We start from the raw sequence: 17,504 nt of genomic DNA on the forward strand, positions 1-17,504 counted from the left end.
TGCGCTCGGACGGTGCAACACACACCTGCGCAGGCTGTATACGCGTCTACATGCGGATGATTGCCGCACCCCAGGTAAAACCACCACCCACGCCTTCGATCAGTACCCGATCGCCGGGCTTGATGCGGCCGTCCCGCACCGCCACGTCCAGCGCGAGCGGAATCGATGCGGCCGACGTGTTGCCATGCTCGCCGACCGTCACGATCATGCGCTCCGATGGCAACCCGAGCTTGCGGCACGTGCCCTGCATAATCCGGATATTGGCCTGATGCGGAATCAGCCAATCGACCTGATCCGCCGACATGCCGGCCTTGGCCAGCGCTTCGAGCGCCACCTTCTCGAGCACGTTCACCGCGAGTTTGAATACCGCGGGCCCATCCATGTGCAAAAACGCACTCCCTTGGATCACACCGCCGTTGACGTTGCCTGGCGTGCAGAGGATGTGCGCGTGGCTGCCGTCCGCGTGCAGCGCGCTCGCCAGCAGCCCTGGTTGGTCCGAGGCGCCGAGCACGACGGCACCGGCGCCGTCGCCGAACAGCACGCAGGTGGTCCGGTCCTTAAAATCGAGCAGCCGCGAAAACGTTTCAGCACCGATCACCAGGGCGTTGCGATGCGCACCGCTGCGGATCAACCCGTCGGCCACCGCCAGCGCGTAGGCGAACCCGGAACATACCGCCTGCACGTCGAATGCCGCGCCACCGTTGCGGATGCCGAGCTTGTCCTGCAGCAAGCAAGCCGTGCTCGGGAACACAAAGTCCGGGGTCGACGTGGCGACAATGATCAACTCAATCGCCTGCAAATCGACGCCAGCCGCTGCGATCGCGCGCTGCGCGGCCACCAACGCAAGGTCGCTGGTAGCTTGCTCGGACGACGCGAAATAGCGCGCATGGATACCCGTGCGCGCCACGATCCACTCATCGCTCGTCTCAATTCCCTGCTGTGCAAGCCGCTCGGCCAGCGCCTGGTTGGTGACGCGCGTCGGCGGCAAATAGCTGCCAGTACCGAGCACGCGCGAGTAAATAGTGGAATGACCCATCATGCCTTCGAGGATAGCGCAGCCAGCGGCTGAGGCGCGGATCCCGCGAGGCCGCCGGTGGTCTTGTTGGAAAGCGCTTGTGCGCCGGGCACGTGAGGTTTGCCAGAACCGGCGTCGGCCGCGGGAGCGAGCGGGTCAGCATTTTCCTCCAACGCCCGCGTCAGGCGCTCAAGAACGCCATTTTTGACGGCATCATATCCGCGTTTGATAGCCCACTCAAACGCATACGCATCTGCCGAACCGTGGCTCTTGATTACCAGATTGCGCAGGCCCAGCAGCGCGGCGCCATTGTACTGGCGCGAATCGACTCGTTTCTTGAAACGCGACAGCACCGGTAGCGCAAGCAGCGCCATCAGCTTTGTGGCCCACGACCGATTGAACTCTTCGCGAATCATGTCAGCCAGCATCCGCGCGAGTCCTTCTGATGTTTTCAACGCGACGTTGCCGACAAAACCATCGCAAACAATCACGTCGACCGTGCCCTTGTAAATGTCGTTGCCCTCGACATTGCCGCGGAAATTAAGGGTGCTCGCGCGCATCAGCTCGCCGGCGCGCTTGATGATATCGTTGCCCTTGATCACCTCTTCGCCGATGTTTAGCAACCCGATCGATGGGCGATCCTTGCCCTCAATCGCGGACACCAGCGCGTGCCCCATCTCGGCGAATTGCAACAAGTGCTGCGGCTCACAGTCGACATTCGCGCCCAGGTCGAGCATTGTCGTGTAGCCACGCTGGTTCGGCAGTGCAAACGCGATCGCCGGCCGCTCGATGCCGGCCAGCGTCTTGAGCACGTAGCGCGACACCGCCATCAATGCGCCGGTATTGCCGGCCGAGATGCAGGCTTGCGCATGGCCCTCCTTCACCAGGTTCAACGCGACGCGCATCGACGAGTCCTTCTTCTTGCGCAACGCAACCTCGACGGAGTCGTCCATCGCGACGACCTCGCTCGCCTTGACGATCGACAGCGTGGGCATGTCGAGCGCCTTGCATCGCTTGAGCTGCGCGCGGATCGCGTCGTCCAAGCCCACCAGCACGAGTTGCGCATCCGGATGCGCACGTACGAAACTGACCGCGGCGGGAACCGTCACGGTTGGACCGTGGTCGCCTCCCATGCAGTCGATTGTGATCTTTACAGTCATGGGATGCGGCGAATTTCAGGCACAAAAAAGCGGCAGGTCAATGCCGCTTTTTTGACGAACCGATGGCAATTCAATCGCGAACAAAAGGTGAGGCAGGCGACCATTGCCGCCCAGCACTTAATCGTTCTTGGTCTTGACGACCTTCTTGCCGCGATAGTAGCCGTTCGGGCTGATATGGTGACGCAGATGGACTTCGCCGGTGCTCGGCTCGACGGCCAGCGGCGCGGTGCCCAGGAAATCGTGCGAGCGGTGCATGCCGCGCTTCGACGGCGACTTCTTGTTTTGCTGAACTGCCATGGTAACTCCAGAAAAATTTCGTCAATTTTAACATAGGTCCACACCCCGCCCGCCATCCGCCAGACAGCCGATGACAGGCCGGCACGACCGGCCTGGCCTTTGGACCGCGTCCGCCCACTCAATGCGTCGGCCCGGACTTCGGCCCGCCGCCCTTAAGCGCCTCGAGCGCGGCGAACGGATGCTCGCGTTGCGCTTCGTCACCAGCCAGCGCTTCGCCAGCCTCATCACCGGGATCGCGCGCATGCTCGCCCGCCGCGCCGGTCACCAGACTCTCGTGTATCTGGGTGCAGACCTCATGCTTCGGCACCAGCGGCAGCGACAACAACAATTCTTCCTCGATCAACTCGACGAAATCGAATTGGCGCGAGCCTACGATCACATCAAACGACGTGTCGTCGAGCGCACGTTCATCCGCCTCATCGTCGCTCTCGACGATCCGGTATTCGGCATCGATGTCCAGTGGCACGCGAAACGGCTCCATGCAGCGTTGACACTGCAGCCAGATCGCGCCATGCACGGCCACCCGCAGATACGGCTCGTCGAGCGCGGTGCCATCAGGCCGCAGTTCACGCACCGCTCCACCCTGCGCCTGCCAGCGCAACGCCGGATCATAATCGTCAAGCGTCATCGCGTCGGCGGGCACCTCGGCGGCCAGCCGGGCCAACTCGCCGACGTCAAACTGCCCCGCCGCGTGCCGACCGGTCCGCGCAAACTCGAATAGATCCAGCGCATGCAGGTTGAGCGCCGCCGCACGGCTCGTCGACGCGCCCCACTTGTCCGTTGACTCCGCCATCTGGACCTCCTCCTGTGCCATCCCGCCAACAGACGCAGCCCGCATTGCCGGCCGCCGCGCCGCGACGTTTATGAACCGCACCGATGAAAAGCCCGGTATCATATCGCTTTTGTCTTTACGCGTCAAACACTTAAGCCAGCACCGCGCGCGTTCGCGCAACGCGCCGCGCGCCACGTGCCGGCCATGGTCAAATCGCGCATTCTGGACCGCTTCCGCCTATGCAGCCCATACCCGCTCCAATCGCCGCGCGCCGGCTGATTCTCGCTTCCAGCTCCCCGTATCGGCGCGCACTACTCGAGCGGTTGCGCGTGACGTTCGACGTCGACGTGCCAGCCATCGATGAAACGCCATTGCCGCATGAAGCGCCGGCCGGCACCGCCCTGCGACTGGCCGAGGCTAAGGCCCGCGCCGTGGCCGCGCGCAGCGGCGATGCGCTGGTCATCGGCTCGGATCAGGTCGCCACGCTCGCCGGCCGGCAGATCGGCAAGCCCGGAGACCATGCGCGCGCGCTCGAGCAGCTACGCGCGATGCGCGGGCGCGACGTCGAGTTTCACACCGCGCTGTGCCTCTATGACCCGCGCCACGACACCGCACGCTGCGCGGACGTCGTCACACGGGTACGCTTTCGCAACTTGCCCGATACGGAACTGAACGCTTACTTGCAGTTGGAGCGGCCCTACGACGTCGCCGGCAGCGCCAAGTCGGAAGGGCTCGGGATCGCCTTGCTGGAGGCGGTCAACAGCGACGACCCCACGGCCTTGATCGGCTTGCCGCTGATCGCGCTGACCGACATGCTGCGCCAGGCCGGCGTGACGCTGTTCGGCACCGCCGACGCACCGGAGCGGGCGCAATGACCGGCGTGCTGTACCTGGTGCCCAATGCGCTGGGCGACGCCGCTGCGCTGGCGGGCGTGCTGCCCGAACCGGTGCGCGCGCTCGCGGCGCGGCTAACCTATTATGTCGGCGAAAACGCGAAAAGCACGCGGGCGTTCCTGAAAAAAACGGGTGGCACGCTCCCGATCCAGGACATCGAGATTCGCGAATTGAACGTCAACACGCCGGCGAGCGCAATCGATGTGCTGCTCGCGCCGATCATCGCAGGCCGCGACGGCGGGCTGCTATCAGAAGCCGGGTGTCCAGCTGTGGCCGATCCCGGTGCACTGCTGGTGCGCCGAGCGCACGAGCGCGGCGTCCGAGTCGTGCCACTGGTCGGACCCAGCGCGATCCTGCTGGCGCTGATGGGCTCCGGCTTAAACGGCCAGAGCTTTGCCTTTCACGGCTACCTACCGGTGGATGCCGCGCAACGCATGAAGAAGCTGCGCGAGCTGGAGCAGCAGTCGCGCCGGGCCCGGCAGACGCAGATCTTTATCGAAACCCCTTATCGCAACCGTGCGCTGCTCGATGCGCTGGCAGACGCGTGCGCGCCGGACACGCTCGTGTGTGTAGCCGTCGATTTAACGCTACCGGATGAACAAATCCTTACCCGGCCGGTGTCGGCATGGCGCCAGGAGTCGATCGAATTGCACAAACGACCGGCCATTTTCCTGATGCTGGCGAGCTGACAGCAGCCCAGCGCGCGGGGGCCGACCGGGCCCCACGCGTCATCCCGAATCCGAGTCAACGCGTGACAGGACTGTGCCCGGTCCGCGGCCCAACGTCCCAAGTTGACAGCCAGACTCAGCGTAGGCTTGGCGCAGCGCCGAGCGCCAGCACACGAAGCGCCGCGCCGCCGACCGCCGCGCCGAACTTGCGGGCAACACGATCGGTGATGCTCTCCTTGACCGTATAGTCGACGATATCCGGTGCCTTGATGACCTCACGTGCGACATAGTCGGTACTGCCGAATCCATCGGCCAGCCCAAGTTCGACGCTCTTGTCACCGGTCCAAAATAGCCCGGAAAACACGTCCGGCGTTTCCTTCAGGCGCTTGCCCCGACCTTGCCGCACTGCAGCGATGAACTGCGCATGGATATCATCCAGCATGCGCTGCGCATGCTGCTTCATTTTGTCGCTCTCGGGCGAAAAAGGATCGTAGAATCCCTTGTTTTCGCCGGACGTGTGCATCCGGCGCTCGATACCGAGCTTGTCCATCAGCCCGGTGACGCCGAACCCGTCCATCCGCACGCCGATCGAGCCGACAATGCTGGCCTTGTCGACGTAAATCTTATCGGCGGCCGCCGCCACGTAGTAGCCGCCCGACGCGCAAATGTCCTCGACCACCACATACAGCGGCTTGGACGGATACTTGTCGCGCAAGCGGCGGATCTCGGCGTTGATGATGCCGGCCTGCACCGGGCTGCCACCCGGGCTGTTAATCCGCAGGATCACCCCGACGGTATCCGAGTCGTCAAAGGCATGCTGCAACGCGGTATCGATGTTCTCCGCGCTCGCATTCGAGTTCGCCGCGATCTCACCGTTCAGCGAAACCAGTGCCGTATGGCGTCCGGCCGAAACCGAACGTTCGCCCAGCAGGCTAAACACGCTCCAAATGAGCGCGATCCATACGGCGAGGAACGCGCCGCGAAAGACAATCCGCCAGCGGCGCGCCGCCCGCTGCTCGTGGATGGCCGCCAGCGCGACGCGCTCGAGCGCATCGCGCTGCCAATCGTCGGGGGTGCGGCCAGCGCCGTCGGCTCGTCCCTGCTGGGCAGGCGTGGGGGTTCGCGGGTTGTCGTCAGTCGAATAGTTGGTCATGCGCAGTCAGGCCTTGCTTCAAGGGAAAAAAGGTCGAATTTCATTGTCAAGCAGCCAAAAGACGGCTGGCCCATCGGCCGTGTCGCACGCCTGAACCCGGGGCAGGCGCAGCCGGCCGCCACGGTATGGGCCGCCGACGCAGCGCCCAGTGTCGGACGCATAGATGGCGCCGTGCGTCACGCACATCAAGTATAGGCGCGAGCTTTCGAAGAACTCGCCCTCGGACCAGTCCAACTCCATCGGCACGTGCGTGCGCCGGTCATCCGTGCTCGCGCAGCCAATCGGCCAGCGACGTGACGTCGGCGGCGCAAAAGCGCGGCGCCAGCTTAATCAGCTGCTCGGCTGGATGGGCGCCATAGGACACCGCCACGGCGGCGGCCCCGGCGTTGGCTGCCATCTGCAGGTCGTGCGTCGTGTCGCCGACCATCAAGGTCCGCACGGCATCTTGCCCCAATTCCCGCGTCAACTCATGCAGCATTGCCGGGTGGGGCTTCGAAAACGTCTCGTCCGCGCAGCGGGTCGCATCAAATATCGTCATCAACCGGAACGAGTCCAGCGCGCGGTTCAGCCCGACCCGCGATTTGCCGGTCGCCACCGCGAGCAGATAGCCTGCACCGCGTAATTCGTCCAACATCTCGCGCACGCCGTCGAACAATTCGATATGCGGATCACCGCTCAAGTAATGGAACCGGTAGCGCTGCGCAAGGCGCGGATAGTCGATCGGATCGAGCGTGGGCGCGGCGATCTGCAGCGCGTCGCGCAGCCCCAGCCCGATGACATAGCTCGCCGACAACGCGTCGGGCACGGGCAAGCCGAGGTCGCGGCACGCCCGCTGGATGCTGTGCGTGATGTGCGCGGTCGAGTCCATCAACGTACCGTCCCAGTCGAACACGATCAAGTCAAACTGTTTGCGTGCCATCCGCGCTCAACCTATCCGTCAATTGTTGCAAGAAATTATCGCATTCGGCTGGCAGCGGCGCCTCGAACGCCAGCGCCGCGCCGCTGGCCGGGTGCGTAACGCTCAGCCGCCACGCATGCAGGAACATCCGGCGCAGCCCCGGCCGGGCGCCGGGACGAGCCAGCTCCTTGTTCAACGAGAAATCCCCGTACTTGTCGTCACCGACGATCGGCAAGCCCAGATGCGCGAGATGGACCCGGATCTGATGGGTCCGGCCAGTCTTCAGTTCCGCCTCCAGTAAGAAATAGTCACCCAGGCGCTGGCGCAGGTTGAAGACCGTATGCGATCCCAGTCCATCGGGCTGCACGCGAACCCGCCGCTCACCGTCAGCGGTCAAGTACTTGTGCAGCGGCGCCTTCACCGCGCGGCGCACGCCCCAGTGCGCAGGCCACACGCCCCGCGCGCACGCCAGGTAGCGCTTATCCAGCCGGCCCTCGCGAATCTGCTTGTGCAGATTGACGAGCGCAGCACGCTTCTTGGCCAGCAACAGCACACCGGATGTTTCCCGGTCGAGCCGGTGGACCAGTTCCAGCATGCGGGCATCGGGGCGCGCGGCGCGCATTTGCTCAATCACGCCAAAGCTCACCCCGCTGCCACCGTGCACCGCAATGCCGGCTGGCTTATCCAGTGCGATTAGGCAATCGTCCTCATACAACACCGGGAACGTCGCAGCCGGCGTGCTCACCAGGGCGCGCGCCGGCTGCGCCACCCGTATCGGCGGCACGCGCACGACATCGCCATGCTCAAGCCGATACGAGGCGTCGACCCGGCCCTTATTGACTCGCACTTCGCCGCTTCGCAAAATCCGATAAATATGGCTTTTTGGTACCCCTTTGCACACGCGCAGAAGAAAATTGTCGATGCGCTGACCAGCCGACGCGTCGTCCACGTTCAGCCACGAAACACGGTCGGCGGCTGCACCATTTTGTGATATTTTGCCTAACTCATTCATTCTGAATATAATTTGCCAAACAGCCCATGCGCCGGTGGCGACCCGCCCGGCACACGACGGGCTGTTTCGGTGCAAGCGCCCAGTGCGTTATTTTACCTTGCACCCCAGGCCGGCTGCTCGCCTGGAAGGCGAGAGCAGCAAGTTGCACGCACGTCGTGGCACGGTGTAGGGATATCGCCCACAGGCGGATTCGGCATCGTCGACGGCAAGTCGGTAACGGAAATTTTGGTCATAAAGAATTTTTTGCGTCCAGCCCGCCGCACGGCACGTCGACCGACGTGGCACGCACGAGCTGGACGGATTGCGAATAACCCGCGCGCAGCAGTCGGATCGAGACAGCGCGCGCAAACGAGCGAGACACCCGGGCCGCGGCGCCAATGGTCCACGCACCCGCGCAGGTTTGGGTTAGCGCGCGTATTGTGCAACGGTGGCCCGCCGACAGCAGTGCATCGTACCGTTTGAGGCCGCGCGTCACGCGCTTCATTGCGCGATGCGCGGCTGCACCGCCGTGTTTTGCCGTGGTTTGGAACTATTCGCAGGTGCCCGCGGCACGCCGCGCCTTGGTTGGCGCGCGTTCCGGTCAAGGCAATTCTCCCCAGCCAGAGTTTCCCGCTCCAGCGTGCTTTTTTTGACAAAAAGAGGCGGCGCGCCGCTGCCCGTTCCGGTTCCGCTCTGGACCGTGGCGGGACGCGCAGCCGCACTGGAGCCGTTCAATGAAACGCATGTTGTTCAACGCGACGCAGCAGGAAGAGTTGCGCGTGGCGATCGTCGATGGGCAGAAGCTGATCGACATCGATATCGAAACCGCCGGACGCGAACAGCGTAAAGGCAATATCTACAAAGGAGTCGTCACGCGGATCGAGCCCTCGCTCGAAGCGTGCTTCGTCAACTACGGCGAGGACCGCCATGGTTTTCTGCCCTTCAAGGAGGTCGCTCGACAATATTTCAAGGATGGCGTCGAAATGCGCTCCGCGCGCATCCAGGACGCGCTGCACGAAGGTCAGGAACTGATCGTTCAGGTCGAAAAAGAGGAGCGCGGCAACAAGGGCGCTGCACTGACCACGTTTATCTCGCTGGCCGGCCGCTACCTGGTGCTGATGCCCAACAATCCGCGCGGCGGCGGCGTGTCGCGACGCATCGAGGGCGACGACCGGCAGGAATTGCGCGAAACGATGGCGCAACTCGAATTGCCGGACGGCATGAGCATGATCGCGCGCACTGCGGGCATCGGTCGTTCCGCCGAAGAGCTGCAGTGGGACTTGAACTACCTGTTGCAATTGTGGCGTGCGATCGAGGCAGCGGCGAACGGCACGCGCGGGCCACTGCTGATCTATCTTGAATCGAGCTTGGTGATCCGCGCGATCCGGGATTACTTTCAGCCCGACATCGGTGAAATCCTAATCGATACACCGGATATCCACGATCAGGCTCGCGCGTTCATGGAAGTGGTGATGCCGGACAATCTCGGCAAGGTCAAGCGCTACCACGACGACGTGCCGTTGTTCTCCCGGTTCCAGATCGAGCACCAGATTGAGACCGCCTACTCCCGTACCGTGCCGCTGCCATCCGGCGGCGCCGTCGTGATCGACCACACGGAAGCGCTGGTCGCCATCGACGTGAATTCGGCCCGCGCGACGAAGGGCGCCGACATCGAGGAAACCGCGCTGCGCACGAACCTGGAGGCAGCCGATGAAGTGGCGCGCCAGTTGCGGCTGCGCGACTTGGGCGGACTGATCGTGATCGACTTCATCGATATGGAGTCGGCCAAGAGCCAGCGTGAAGTCGAGCAACGGCTTAAGGACGCGCTCAAGCACGACCGGGCCCGGGTCCAGATGGGCAAGATCTCCCGCTTCGGCCTGATGGAGCTGTCGCGCCAGCGGCTACGTCCGGCGCTGTCCGAGGGCAGCCATGTGACCTGCCCGCGCTGCAACGGCACTGGCCACATCCGCGATACCGAATCGTCCGCGCTGCAAGTGCTGCGGATCATTCAAGAAGAAGCGATGAAGGAGAACACCGCGGCAATCCATTGCCAGGTGCCGGTTGAGGTAACTGCCTTCCTGCTAAACGAAAAACGCCAGGAAATCAATAAGATCGAATCGCGTTTCAAGGTCAACGTGGTGCTCATTCCCAATAAGCACCTCGAGACGCCGCACTACAAGCTCGAGCGGCTGCGTCATGACGACGTACGACTCGACGAGCCGCGCGCGTCGTGGCGTATGACCGAGGAAGCGGCGCGCGAGTTGGAATCGGAAACCGGCTACAGCAAGCGCGACGGCGACGCGAAGCCGAAGCAGGAAGCCGCCGTCAAGGGCATTACGCCGGACATGCCAGCGCCCAGCGCCACGCCACGCCCGGTGCCGCAAGCCCGGCCGAGCGCACCGGTCGCACCGGCGGCCGCGGCAAGTGGCGGATTCATTGGATGGCTCAAGCGCATCTTCAGTGGCGAGCCTCCTGCCCCGCCAGCGCAGGCCCCCGCCAAAGCCACGCCAGCACGGCCGACAGGGGAACGTGCCGGCGAGGCTCGTCAAGGCGCGGAGCGCAACCGGCCCCATCGGCGCGGTTCGCAATCCGGTAACCGTGACGCGGCGTCACGCGACGTTGCTGCTCCATCGGGCCGTGGGCCGCGTCGCGAGGAACGCGATACACGGGACGAACGCGCTGCGCGCGACGAGCGGAGCGCCCGCGATACGCGAGCCCCTCGCCAGGAGCGGCAGGTCGATGCCCGCGTGGACGTAGAACAACCGGCACGCACCGAACGGCCGCCGCGTTTCGAGCGTACCGAGCGTGGCGAACGCCGTGACCGCAACGAGGCGGCGCGGAGCGAGCGCGCTGAACGAGGTGAACGGGCGGATCGGGGTGAGCGCGGTGAACGCCACGACCGAACCGAACGCGGTGAACGCCACGACCGTGGCGACCGGGCCGACCGTGGCGAGCGCAAGCAGCTTGAGCAGCCGCCGGTCGAGTCATTACGTGACGAGCAGGCGTTCGAGCAGGGTCAGGAGTCGGTGCCGGGTACCGGCGCTGCACAGGAAACCGATGCCGGGCGTGACGGCGAGGAGCGCCGCCGCCGCCGGCGCGGACGCCGCGGCGGTCGCCGTGAACGCGACGAAGACAGCGTCAACCTGACTCATGCCGCAGATGTGGCCGAAGGAGAAGGCGAAACGGGTGCCACTGCACCGAGCGCCGCAGCTGGTGCCCCCACCGCGACAACAGGTGATGCAGTGACGGCCCGCGAGCACACGCCAGCACCAGGATCAGAAGCGGCGGTCGAACACGCCGCGGCCCGGTCCCCCGCGCCGCGGGAAACCAACGAGGCTAGCGGACATCAAGAAATGGAGCAGGTATCGGTAGCCAAGCCCGTGCAACCGACTGCGGTCGCGGCGCAGCCACAGCCGCGAGTCGTCGAGCCGGCACATGACTTAGGTGCGGACCGCAGCGTCACCAACGAGGTGACACGGCAGCAAGCGCCCCTTGCTCAGCCGTCGGTGGCGTCAACGGTGGTGACCACCGCCGCGACGGTGGAGCCGACGCCGCTCGAATCAGCGCCGATACGACGCGACGAGCCGGTGTCGGTGCCGGTGCCGGTGCCGGTGCCGGTGCCGGTACGAGATGATGAGCCGACGCCGATAAGCTCGCGGAGCACAGACGAGCCGACATCGGCGATGCCGGCGCGCCCCCACACGCCGGCTGCGTCGGCTCAGGTTCCGGCCGCGCAATCGGACAACACGGTAACCGGCCGCGCCGCAGCGGGCGATAGGCAAGCCGCCGTCGGCAGTACCCCAGCGGGCGCGCACGAAGCGCTGTCCCAACCGCGCAGTGCCGACGAGCCGTCCCCGGTCGCCACGCCCGTTCCAACAGCTTCGTCGGCAGGCACGCTGTCGATCGACACGCTGGCACCGATTCTGGAGTCCGCCGGCCTGGTATGGGTCAACACCGATGCCGACAAGCTGCGCGCAGCGCAGCAGGCCGCGCAAGCTGCCCAGGAGCCGTTGCGCATCGGCCGTGAACGCAAACCGTTGCCGCCGCCCTCTGCGGAACCGATGCAGCAGGTCGAGACCCAACACGGGGTGTAACCGGACGGGCACACCGCACCCGTCGTGCGCCGCTTGGCGGCGCATCATCGCTGGCCCTCGCCTCGGCGAGGGCTTTTTATTCCGCGATATAGAACATTGCACCACAGCAACGCCGTACTCGGCGCATTCAGATAAAATCGTTGACTGAACTAACCTCTCCTTGGCTGAACTGGCTTGCGCGGCAACCATGAATCGACGTGTCATCCCGCTGAACGAATTAAGCGCCGTCCCGGCGTTCTCGAGCGCCCCTGGAGCGCCGCGCGGGTATGTCGTCGACCGGCTCGCTCGTCCCCTACGTGACCTGCGTATCTCGGTCACCGACCGCTGCAATTTTCGCTGCGTGTACTGCATGCCGCGAACCGTTTTTGGCCGCGACTACCCGTTTCTGCCACACAGCGCGCTGCTGAGCTTTGAAGAAATTGAGCGCGTGGCGCGGCTGTTTGTTGCGCAGGGGGTCGAGAAGATCCGTCTAACCGGCGGCGAACCGTTGTTGCGCAAGCATCTCGAACGTCTGATCGAACGCCTTGCCGCGTTGCGCACGCCCGACGCGCGGGCACTCGATCTGACGCTGACGACGAACGGCGCACTACTCGTCCGCAAGGCGCGTGCGCTGAAAGACGCTGGACTCACGCGCGTGACAGTCAGCCTCGACGCACTGGACGATACGTTGTTTAAACGCATGAACGATGCCGATTTTCCGGTCTCGAGCGTGCTGGAGGGAATCGAGGCCGCGCACGCGGCGGGCCTTAGCCCGTTGAAGATCAATATGGTCGTTAAGCGCGGCACCAACGACAGCGAAATCGTGCCGATGGCCCGACATTTTCGAGGATCCGGCACCGTATTGCGCTTCATTGAATACATGGACGTGGGCCGCTCCAATGGATGGAACATGACCGACGTGCTGCCATCCGCCGACGTCATCGACCGAATCAACGCGCATTGGCCGCTTGTGCCGCTGGACGCGCATTATTCAGGCGAGACCGCGCAACGCTGGCAATACGCCGATGGCGCCGGGGAGATCGGCGTGATCTCCAGCGTCACGCGCGCCTTCTGCGCCAGTTGTACGCGCATACGGCTGTCCACTGAAGGCAAAGCGTATTTATGCCTGTTCGCCGGCACGGGTCACGATCTACGCGCGCTGTTGCGCGGCGGCGCCACCGATGAGCAGATCGCCGATGCAATCGCGCGGCTGTGGCAAGCCCGCGAGGACCGCTATTCGCAGTTGCGCGGGCAAGCCGCTGGCGGCCCGCGCGTCGAAATGTCCTATATCGGCGGCTAGACCGATGCACACCATGGTCCGCACGTGATGTCGCGCGCCAGCACCATCGGGCTGATTCTCGCTGGCGGCCGCGGCACGCGGATGGATGGACGGGACAAGGGACTGCAACTGTTGCATGGGCGTCCGCTCGTCGAGCATGTCGCACAGCGCTTGCGGCCACAGGTGTCGCACCTGATGATCAGCGCCAATCGCCACGTTGACCAGTATGCCCGGTTTGCCGATCAGGTGCTGACAGACACCACACCCGATTTCCCCGGCCCGCTGGCCGGCATGCTCGAAGGGCTGTATGTACTCGAGCGCCAGGCGCCGAGGTACGGCGCGCTACTGGTCGCGCCCTGCGATTCTCCGTTCGTGCCGTTGAATCTGGCGCAGCGCCTTGCCCAAGCGCTGGAAGTCACGCACGCACCGATTGCTTATGCCTGCACCGCATCGCCCGATGCCACTGCGCCGGACACGCCTGCCAGGCCTGCGTCGTCGGCCGACACGCCGGCAGCCGGGCGCGCTCATTTTGTATTCGCGCTGCTGCGCGCCGGGCTGGCAGACGATCTGGCGACGCAGTTGCTCCAGGGCGAACGCCGGGTGCGCGCGTGGTACGCACGCCACATGGCAGTACGCGTGCCATTCGCCGACGAGCGCGCGTTTTACAATGTCAACTCGCTGCAAGAATTATACAAACTCGAGCGGCCGGACACCGAGCGATGAGCGTGCCCGGCATCCTCCTTTACCCGATTACCCCCGCCCCGTTTTCTTCGTCCCGTGCCATGACCTCGCTGCAAACAATCGCAAGCTGTATCGCCGACTATGATCCGAACGCCCTGCCGGTGAATGCCGCTCGGGCCATCGTCAACCAGTGGGCAACGCCGGTGGCCACCATCGAACGGCTCGCGCTGCGCGACGCCTTGGATCGCGTGCTGGCTGACGACGTGGTCTCGCCGCTGGACGTACCCGCACACGACAATTCCGCCATGGACGGCTATGCGTTCGACGGCGCCGCGCTCGAGCGCGGCGGCACGATCCGGTTGCGCGTGGCGGGTACGGCGCTGGCCGGACGCGCGTACGATGCGCGGGTACGCAGCGGCGATTGCATCCGCGTGATGACCGGCGCGATATTGCCGGCCGGCTGCGATACCGTGGTCCCGCAGGAGCAGGTTGCAATCGGCGTTGACGGATCGATCCAATTTTCGGCCACCGCGCTGGCCCGCGGCGCCAACCGCCGACGCGCCGGCGAAGACCTGCGCAGCGGACATGCCGCCCTATTGGCCGGACGTGTGCTGCGCGCGTCCGATCTAGGCCTGCTCGCCTCTGTCGGGCTTGGCGAAGTACCAGTCCGGCGGCGCCTGCGTGCCGCCTTCTTTTCGACCGGCGACGAATTGCGTTCGCTGGGGCAACCGCTTGCGCCCGGATGCATATACGACAGCAATCGCTATACGCTGTACGGGATGCTGCGCCGCCTAAACGTGGAGGGGATCGATCTCGGCGTGGTGCCCGACGATCGGCACGCGCTGGAAGCAGCGCTGCGCAACGCAGCGGCGTCAGCAGACGTTGTACTCAGTTCCGGCGGCGTGTCGGTCGGCGACGCAGACTACACGCGTGAGCTGATGGGGCGGCTGGGCGACGTCGCATTCTGGAATGTCGCGATGCGGCCAGGACGCCCGTTCGCGTTCGGCCGCATCTGGTCAGGCGGGCGCGTGGGCGAAGGCCACGATGCACTCTATTTCGGCTTGCCAGGCAACCCGGTTGCCACGATGGTCGTTTTCTATCAGATCGTGCGCGACGCACTGATTTCGATGACCGGTGCGCTGCCCCGGCCCGTGCCGTTGATCGCGGCGAGCACGCTAGATTCGATCAGCAAACGCCCCGGACGGACCGAATATCAGCGAGGCATCGCGCGCCGGCGCGACGACGGGCACTGGGAAGTCGCGCTGACCGGCGCGCAGGGCTCCGGTATCCTACGCTCGATGAGCGACGCCAATTGTTTCGTTATTCTGGAACATCAACGAGGGCCAGTGGCCGTGGGCGACACGGTCGACATCATGCCGTTTGATGGACTGATTTAACCTTTGGACGGACTAATCTCACGCATACTCGACGTTTTCATACAACTTCCGCGCGTGCCCCGCGCGACCCTTTATCGCGAATGACCGCCGACGCTTCGATATGAAAAAACAACTCTCGTACATTGCCCCGGGGCAAACCGCCAAGGCGCTGATCTTCGTGTACCTGACCTTCAGCGTGCCAATCGTCTTGCTCGGCGTGCTAGTGGCATTCGTGCGCTATGGCTCTGTTGAGCTGTCGACGGTGTTCAGCGCGTTGATACTCAACGCCGTGCTTGGCTTCATCCTGCTATGGATCGCCTGTCACGCCTACAACTGGGTGGCATCGCGCTTCGGCGGCATCGAGATCATGCTCTCCGATGCACCGGAGGAGGCATAACATCAACATTGGCCACGCTGTCGAACGAGACGACGACCCGCCATGCGAACCGGCCGGCGTGTCCGCGGTGCACGCACTGATCTACGGTCGCTGCCACAGCCGCATCAGCTTATTCGCTGCGGTCGTCTGGCGTCGCTTGCGCTTGCCCGTCGTCGCCCAGCAGTTCGGTGGCCTGCTCGCCAGATAGCGCCTCGACGTCGCGCAGCTTCTTGTGCATTTGCCGTGTCCGGGTCTCGGCCAATTCGATAGACCGGGCAACGGTCGCCAGCTGGTTCTTCGTTTTCGCCAGGACGTCGCCGAACTTGCCGAACTCCGTCTTCACCGCGCCGAGTACTTGCCATACTTCGCTCGAGCGCTTTTCGATCGCTAACGTACGGAAACCCATCTGCAAACTGTTCAGCAATGCGGTTAGCGTGGTGGGTCCGGCAATTGTGACCCGATAGTCGCGCTGCAATGCATCGGTCAACCCAGGCCGGCGCAGGACTTCCGCATAGAGCCCCTCGGTCGGCAGGAACAGCAAGGCAAAGTCCGTCGTATGCGGCGGCGACACATACTTGTCTGCAATCGCCTTGGCCTCCAGTCTGACGCGCGTTTCCAGCGCGCGGGCCGCCTCCTCGGCGCCAAGAGGGTCAGCCCGATCCTGTGCGTCGATCAACCGCTCGTAGTCCTCACGCGGGAATTTCGCATCGATCGGCAGCCATACCGGCTGCGCATTGCGGTGCTCGCTTTCGCCCCGGCCCGGTAGCCGGATTGCGAATTCGACGCGCTCGCTGCTACGCGGCACCGTCGCCACGTTCTTCGCATATTGATCGGGCGTAAGCATCTGTTCGAGCAGCGCCTCGAGCTGAACCTCGCCCCAGGTACCGCGCGTCTTGACATTGGTCAACACCTTCTTCAGGTCACCGACACCCGCGGCGAGCGTCTGCATCTCGCCCAAGCCGCGATGGACCTGCTCGAGCCGGTCTGACACCAGCTTGAACGACTCGCCCAAGCGCTGCTCCAGCGTGGCATGAAGCTTTTCATCGACAATGCGCCGCATCTCATCGAGCTTGGCCGCATTGTTCGCCTCGATATCCTTGAGCTTTTGCTCGAGCGTCGCCCGCACTTCGGCAAGACGCCGCTCGTTGCTCTCCGACAGCGCGACCAATTGCTGGTTCAGCGTATCGCCGAATCGCTTCAATGCAGCAGCCTGTTCCTCGCGCGCATGTTGCGCCTGCTGCTGGCCGGACAAACGGAACGCATCGAGCTGCTGCGCATTGCTGTGCGTCAGTTTGGCCAGTTGCTGCGCGAAGCCGTCAATCTGGTTATTTTGCACCGTAGCAATACTTGCGAGTTGCGCCGCGAGCGCCTGTTGGAGCTGCGTGACGCCGGCACCGGCATCGGCGCGCGACACACGGGCGCTGTCGATCAGCTCCGCGCGCAACTCGCGCGCTAGCCTTTCCTGGGAGCGCACGTGCGTGTCACCCAGTTCGCCCATCCGCTGCGCGAGCGCTTGCAGTGATGCCTCGGTCGCGTTGCCGGCATCGCGTTGCCGCATCGTGGCCGAGACAACGAGCAGCGCGGCGGACAATACGGCCACTGCGACTGCTAGGATGATCGTCAGCATGCGCGCATTGCCCCCAGCACGTCAGAGTTGATCAGTGTCGGCGAGCGACCGGCTTGCGGGCCGCAGTCAAGCGCTGCGATCAAATTATCGGCCGCCCGTGCCGCCACCGCCCGCCGCGTCGTCTCGGTCGCGCTTGCGATGTCGGGCGTCAGCACCACGTTGGGCACTGGCAACAAGCCCGGATGCCCGTTCGGCTCGCCGTCGAGCACGTCGCACGCGAGCAAAGGGTCATCACGATTCACGTT

At 64.4% G+C, this 17,504-nt stretch carries 15 protein-coding genes and 2 pseudogenes; 7 read left to right on the plus strand and 10 right to left on the minus strand.

Going from position 1 to position 17,504, the window contains the following annotated elements; translation table 11 throughout:
* Window positions 1–46: 46 nt before the first annotated feature.
* The 4 genes from IHE30_RS03360 to IHE30_RS03375 form a co-directional block, all read right to left on the minus strand.
* Window positions 47–1,036, minus strand: coding sequence for a beta-ketoacyl-ACP synthase III (locus IHE30_RS03360; RefSeq protein WP_337688789.1), 990 nt, complete (start codon window positions 1,034–1,036; stop codon window positions 47–49).
* Entirely contained in the window at window positions 1,036–2,175 is a 1,140-nt protein-coding gene (gene plsX, locus IHE30_RS03365; RefSeq protein WP_443193586.1) for a phosphate acyltransferase PlsX, read from the minus strand. The genes IHE30_RS03360 and plsX overlap by 1 nt, the downstream gene beginning before the upstream one ends.
* Before the next feature lie 117 nt (window positions 2,176–2,292).
* Window positions 2,293–2,472 carry a 50S ribosomal protein L32 gene (gene rpmF, locus IHE30_RS03370; protein WP_337688790.1) on the minus strand — a complete coding sequence of 60 codons (180 nt, stop codon included), beginning with the start codon at window positions 2,470–2,472 and terminating at the stop codon, window positions 2,293–2,295.
* A gap of 118 nt (window positions 2,473–2,590) precedes the next feature.
* Window positions 2,591–3,265: a YceD family protein gene (locus tag IHE30_RS03375; RefSeq protein ID WP_337688791.1), complete on the minus strand. Its 675-nt coding sequence runs from the start codon at window positions 3,263–3,265 to the stop codon at window positions 2,591–2,593.
* Between the two features lie 218 nt (window positions 3,266–3,483).
* Between IHE30_RS03375 and IHE30_RS03380 the strand changes: the two genes are divergently transcribed.
* Window positions 3,484–4,119: a Maf-like protein gene (locus tag IHE30_RS03380; RefSeq protein WP_337688792.1), complete on the plus strand. Its 636-nt coding sequence runs from the start codon at window positions 3,484–3,486 to the stop codon at window positions 4,117–4,119.
* Entirely contained in the window at window positions 4,116–4,826 is a 711-nt protein-coding gene (locus IHE30_RS03385; protein ID WP_337688793.1) for an SAM-dependent methyltransferase, read from the plus strand. The genes IHE30_RS03380 and IHE30_RS03385 overlap by 4 nt, the downstream gene beginning before the upstream one ends.
* Before the next feature lie 115 nt (window positions 4,827–4,941).
* Here the strand turns inward: IHE30_RS03385 and IHE30_RS03390 are convergent, their stop codons facing one another.
* The 4 genes and pseudogenes from IHE30_RS03390 to IHE30_RS03405 all read right to left on the minus strand — a co-directional run bounded on the left by IHE30_RS03390 (window position 4,942) and on the right by IHE30_RS03405 (window position 7,868).
* Window positions 4,942–5,958 carry a S49 family peptidase gene (locus IHE30_RS03390; protein WP_337688794.1) on the minus strand — a complete coding sequence of 339 codons (1,017 nt, stop codon included), beginning with the start codon at window positions 5,956–5,958 and terminating at the stop codon, window positions 4,942–4,944.
* Window positions 5,959–5,976: 18 nt separating this feature from the next.
* Window positions 5,977–6,219: pseudogene (locus IHE30_RS03395) on the minus strand (Rieske (2Fe-2S) protein); the annotation flags it as partial.
* Window positions 6,218–6,877 (minus strand): HAD-IIIA family hydrolase, encoded by a 660-nt coding sequence (locus tag IHE30_RS03400; protein ID WP_337688795.1) that lies wholly within the window; start codon window positions 6,875–6,877, stop codon window positions 6,218–6,220. The gene IHE30_RS03400 and the pseudogene IHE30_RS03395, both read right to left, overlap by 2 nt.
* Window positions 6,858–7,868 carry an RluA family pseudouridine synthase gene (locus IHE30_RS03405; RefSeq protein ID WP_337688796.1) on the minus strand — a complete coding sequence of 337 codons (1,011 nt, stop codon included), beginning with the start codon at window positions 7,866–7,868 and terminating at the stop codon, window positions 6,858–6,860. The genes IHE30_RS03400 and IHE30_RS03405 overlap by 20 nt, the downstream gene beginning before the upstream one ends.
* A 713-nt stretch (window positions 7,869–8,581) precedes the next feature.
* Here IHE30_RS03405 and IHE30_RS03410 point away from each other — a divergent pair.
* The 5 genes from IHE30_RS03410 to IHE30_RS03430 all read left to right on the plus strand — a co-directional run bounded on the left by IHE30_RS03410 (window position 8,582) and on the right by IHE30_RS03430 (window position 15,653).
* Window positions 8,582–11,941, plus strand: coding sequence for an Rne/Rng family ribonuclease (locus IHE30_RS03410; protein ID WP_337688797.1), 3,360 nt, complete (start codon window positions 8,582–8,584; stop codon window positions 11,939–11,941).
* 187 nt (window positions 11,942–12,128) lie between these two features.
* The gene (gene moaA, locus IHE30_RS03415) at window positions 12,129–13,220 is read left to right on the plus strand and encodes a GTP 3',8-cyclase MoaA (RefSeq protein WP_337688799.1); all 1,092 of its coding nucleotides are present in this window, start codon (window positions 12,129–12,131) and stop codon (window positions 13,218–13,220) included.
* A 27-nt stretch (window positions 13,221–13,247) separates the two neighbouring features.
* Window positions 13,248–13,922 (plus strand): molybdenum cofactor guanylyltransferase MobA, encoded by a 675-nt coding sequence (gene mobA / locus IHE30_RS03420; protein WP_337688801.1) that lies wholly within the window; start codon window positions 13,248–13,250, stop codon window positions 13,920–13,922.
* Between the two features lie 59 nt (window positions 13,923–13,981).
* On the plus strand, window positions 13,982–15,277 hold the full coding sequence (moeA, locus tag IHE30_RS03425; RefSeq protein ID WP_337688802.1) for a molybdopterin molybdotransferase MoeA: 1,296 nt from the start codon (window positions 13,982–13,984) through the stop codon (window positions 15,275–15,277).
* A 100-nt stretch (window positions 15,278–15,377) separates the two neighbouring features.
* A complete protein-coding gene (locus tag IHE30_RS03430) occupies window positions 15,378–15,653 on the plus strand; it encodes a hypothetical protein (RefSeq protein WP_337688804.1) in 276 nt (91 codons plus the stop codon).
* Between the two features lie 109 nt (window positions 15,654–15,762).
* Here the strand turns inward: IHE30_RS03430 and IHE30_RS03435 are convergent, their stop codons facing one another.
* Window positions 15,763–17,259 carry a DNA recombination protein RmuC gene (locus IHE30_RS03435; protein ID WP_337688806.1) on the minus strand — a complete coding sequence of 499 codons (1,497 nt, stop codon included), beginning with the start codon at window positions 17,257–17,259 and terminating at the stop codon, window positions 15,763–15,765.
* Window positions 17,253–17,471: pseudogene (locus IHE30_RS03440) on the minus strand (D-glycerate dehydrogenase); the annotation flags it as partial. The gene IHE30_RS03435 and the pseudogene IHE30_RS03440, both read right to left, overlap by 7 nt.
* Window positions 17,472–17,504 lie beyond the last annotated feature (33 nt).

It is taken from the genome of Mycetohabitans sp. B46, from assembly GCF_037389205.1.
Classification (GTDB): Bacteria; Pseudomonadota; Gammaproteobacteria; order Burkholderiales; family Burkholderiaceae; genus Mycetohabitans.

Coding starts and splice junctions, on each gene's coding strand:
- mobA (WP_337688801.1), top strand. CDS start 13,248: ATGTCGCGCGCCAGCACCATCGGGCTGATTCTCGCTGGCGGCCGCGGC.
- IHE30_RS03410 (WP_337688797.1), top strand. CDS start 8,582: ATGAAACGCATGTTGTTCAACGCGACGCAGCAGGAAGAGTTGCGCGTG.
- IHE30_RS03360 (WP_337688789.1), bottom strand. CDS start 1,036: ATGGGTCATTCCACTATTTACTCGCGCGTGCTCGGTACTGGCAGCTAT.
- IHE30_RS03390 (WP_337688794.1), bottom strand. CDS start 5,958: ATGACCAACTATTCGACTGACGACAACCCGCGAACCCCCACGCCTGCC.
- plsX (WP_443193586.1), bottom strand. CDS start 2,175: ATGACTGTAAAGATCACAATCGACTGCATGGGAGGCGACCACGGTCCA.
- IHE30_RS03405 (WP_337688796.1), bottom strand. CDS start 7,868: ATGAATGAGTTAGGCAAAATATCACAAAATGGTGCAGCCGCCGACCGT.
- IHE30_RS03435 (WP_337688806.1), bottom strand. CDS start 17,259: ATGCTGACGATCATCCTAGCAGTCGCAGTGGCCGTATTGTCCGCCGCG.
- rpmF (WP_337688790.1), bottom strand. CDS start 2,472: ATGGCAGTTCAGCAAAACAAGAAGTCGCCGTCGAAGCGCGGCATGCAC.
- IHE30_RS03430 (WP_337688804.1), top strand. CDS start 15,378: ATGAAAAAACAACTCTCGTACATTGCCCCGGGGCAAACCGCCAAGGCG.
- moaA (WP_337688799.1), top strand. CDS start 12,129: ATGAATCGACGTGTCATCCCGCTGAACGAATTAAGCGCCGTCCCGGCG.
- moeA (WP_337688802.1), top strand. CDS start 13,982: ATGACCTCGCTGCAAACAATCGCAAGCTGTATCGCCGACTATGATCCG.
- IHE30_RS03400 (WP_337688795.1), bottom strand. CDS start 6,877: ATGGCACGCAAACAGTTTGACTTGATCGTGTTCGACTGGGACGGTACG.
- IHE30_RS03385 (WP_337688793.1), top strand. CDS start 4,116: ATGACCGGCGTGCTGTACCTGGTGCCCAATGCGCTGGGCGACGCCGCT.
- IHE30_RS03375 (WP_337688791.1), bottom strand. CDS start 3,265: ATGGCGGAGTCAACGGACAAGTGGGGCGCGTCGACGAGCCGTGCGGCG.
- IHE30_RS03380 (WP_337688792.1), top strand. CDS start 3,484: ATGCAGCCCATACCCGCTCCAATCGCCGCGCGCCGGCTGATTCTCGCT.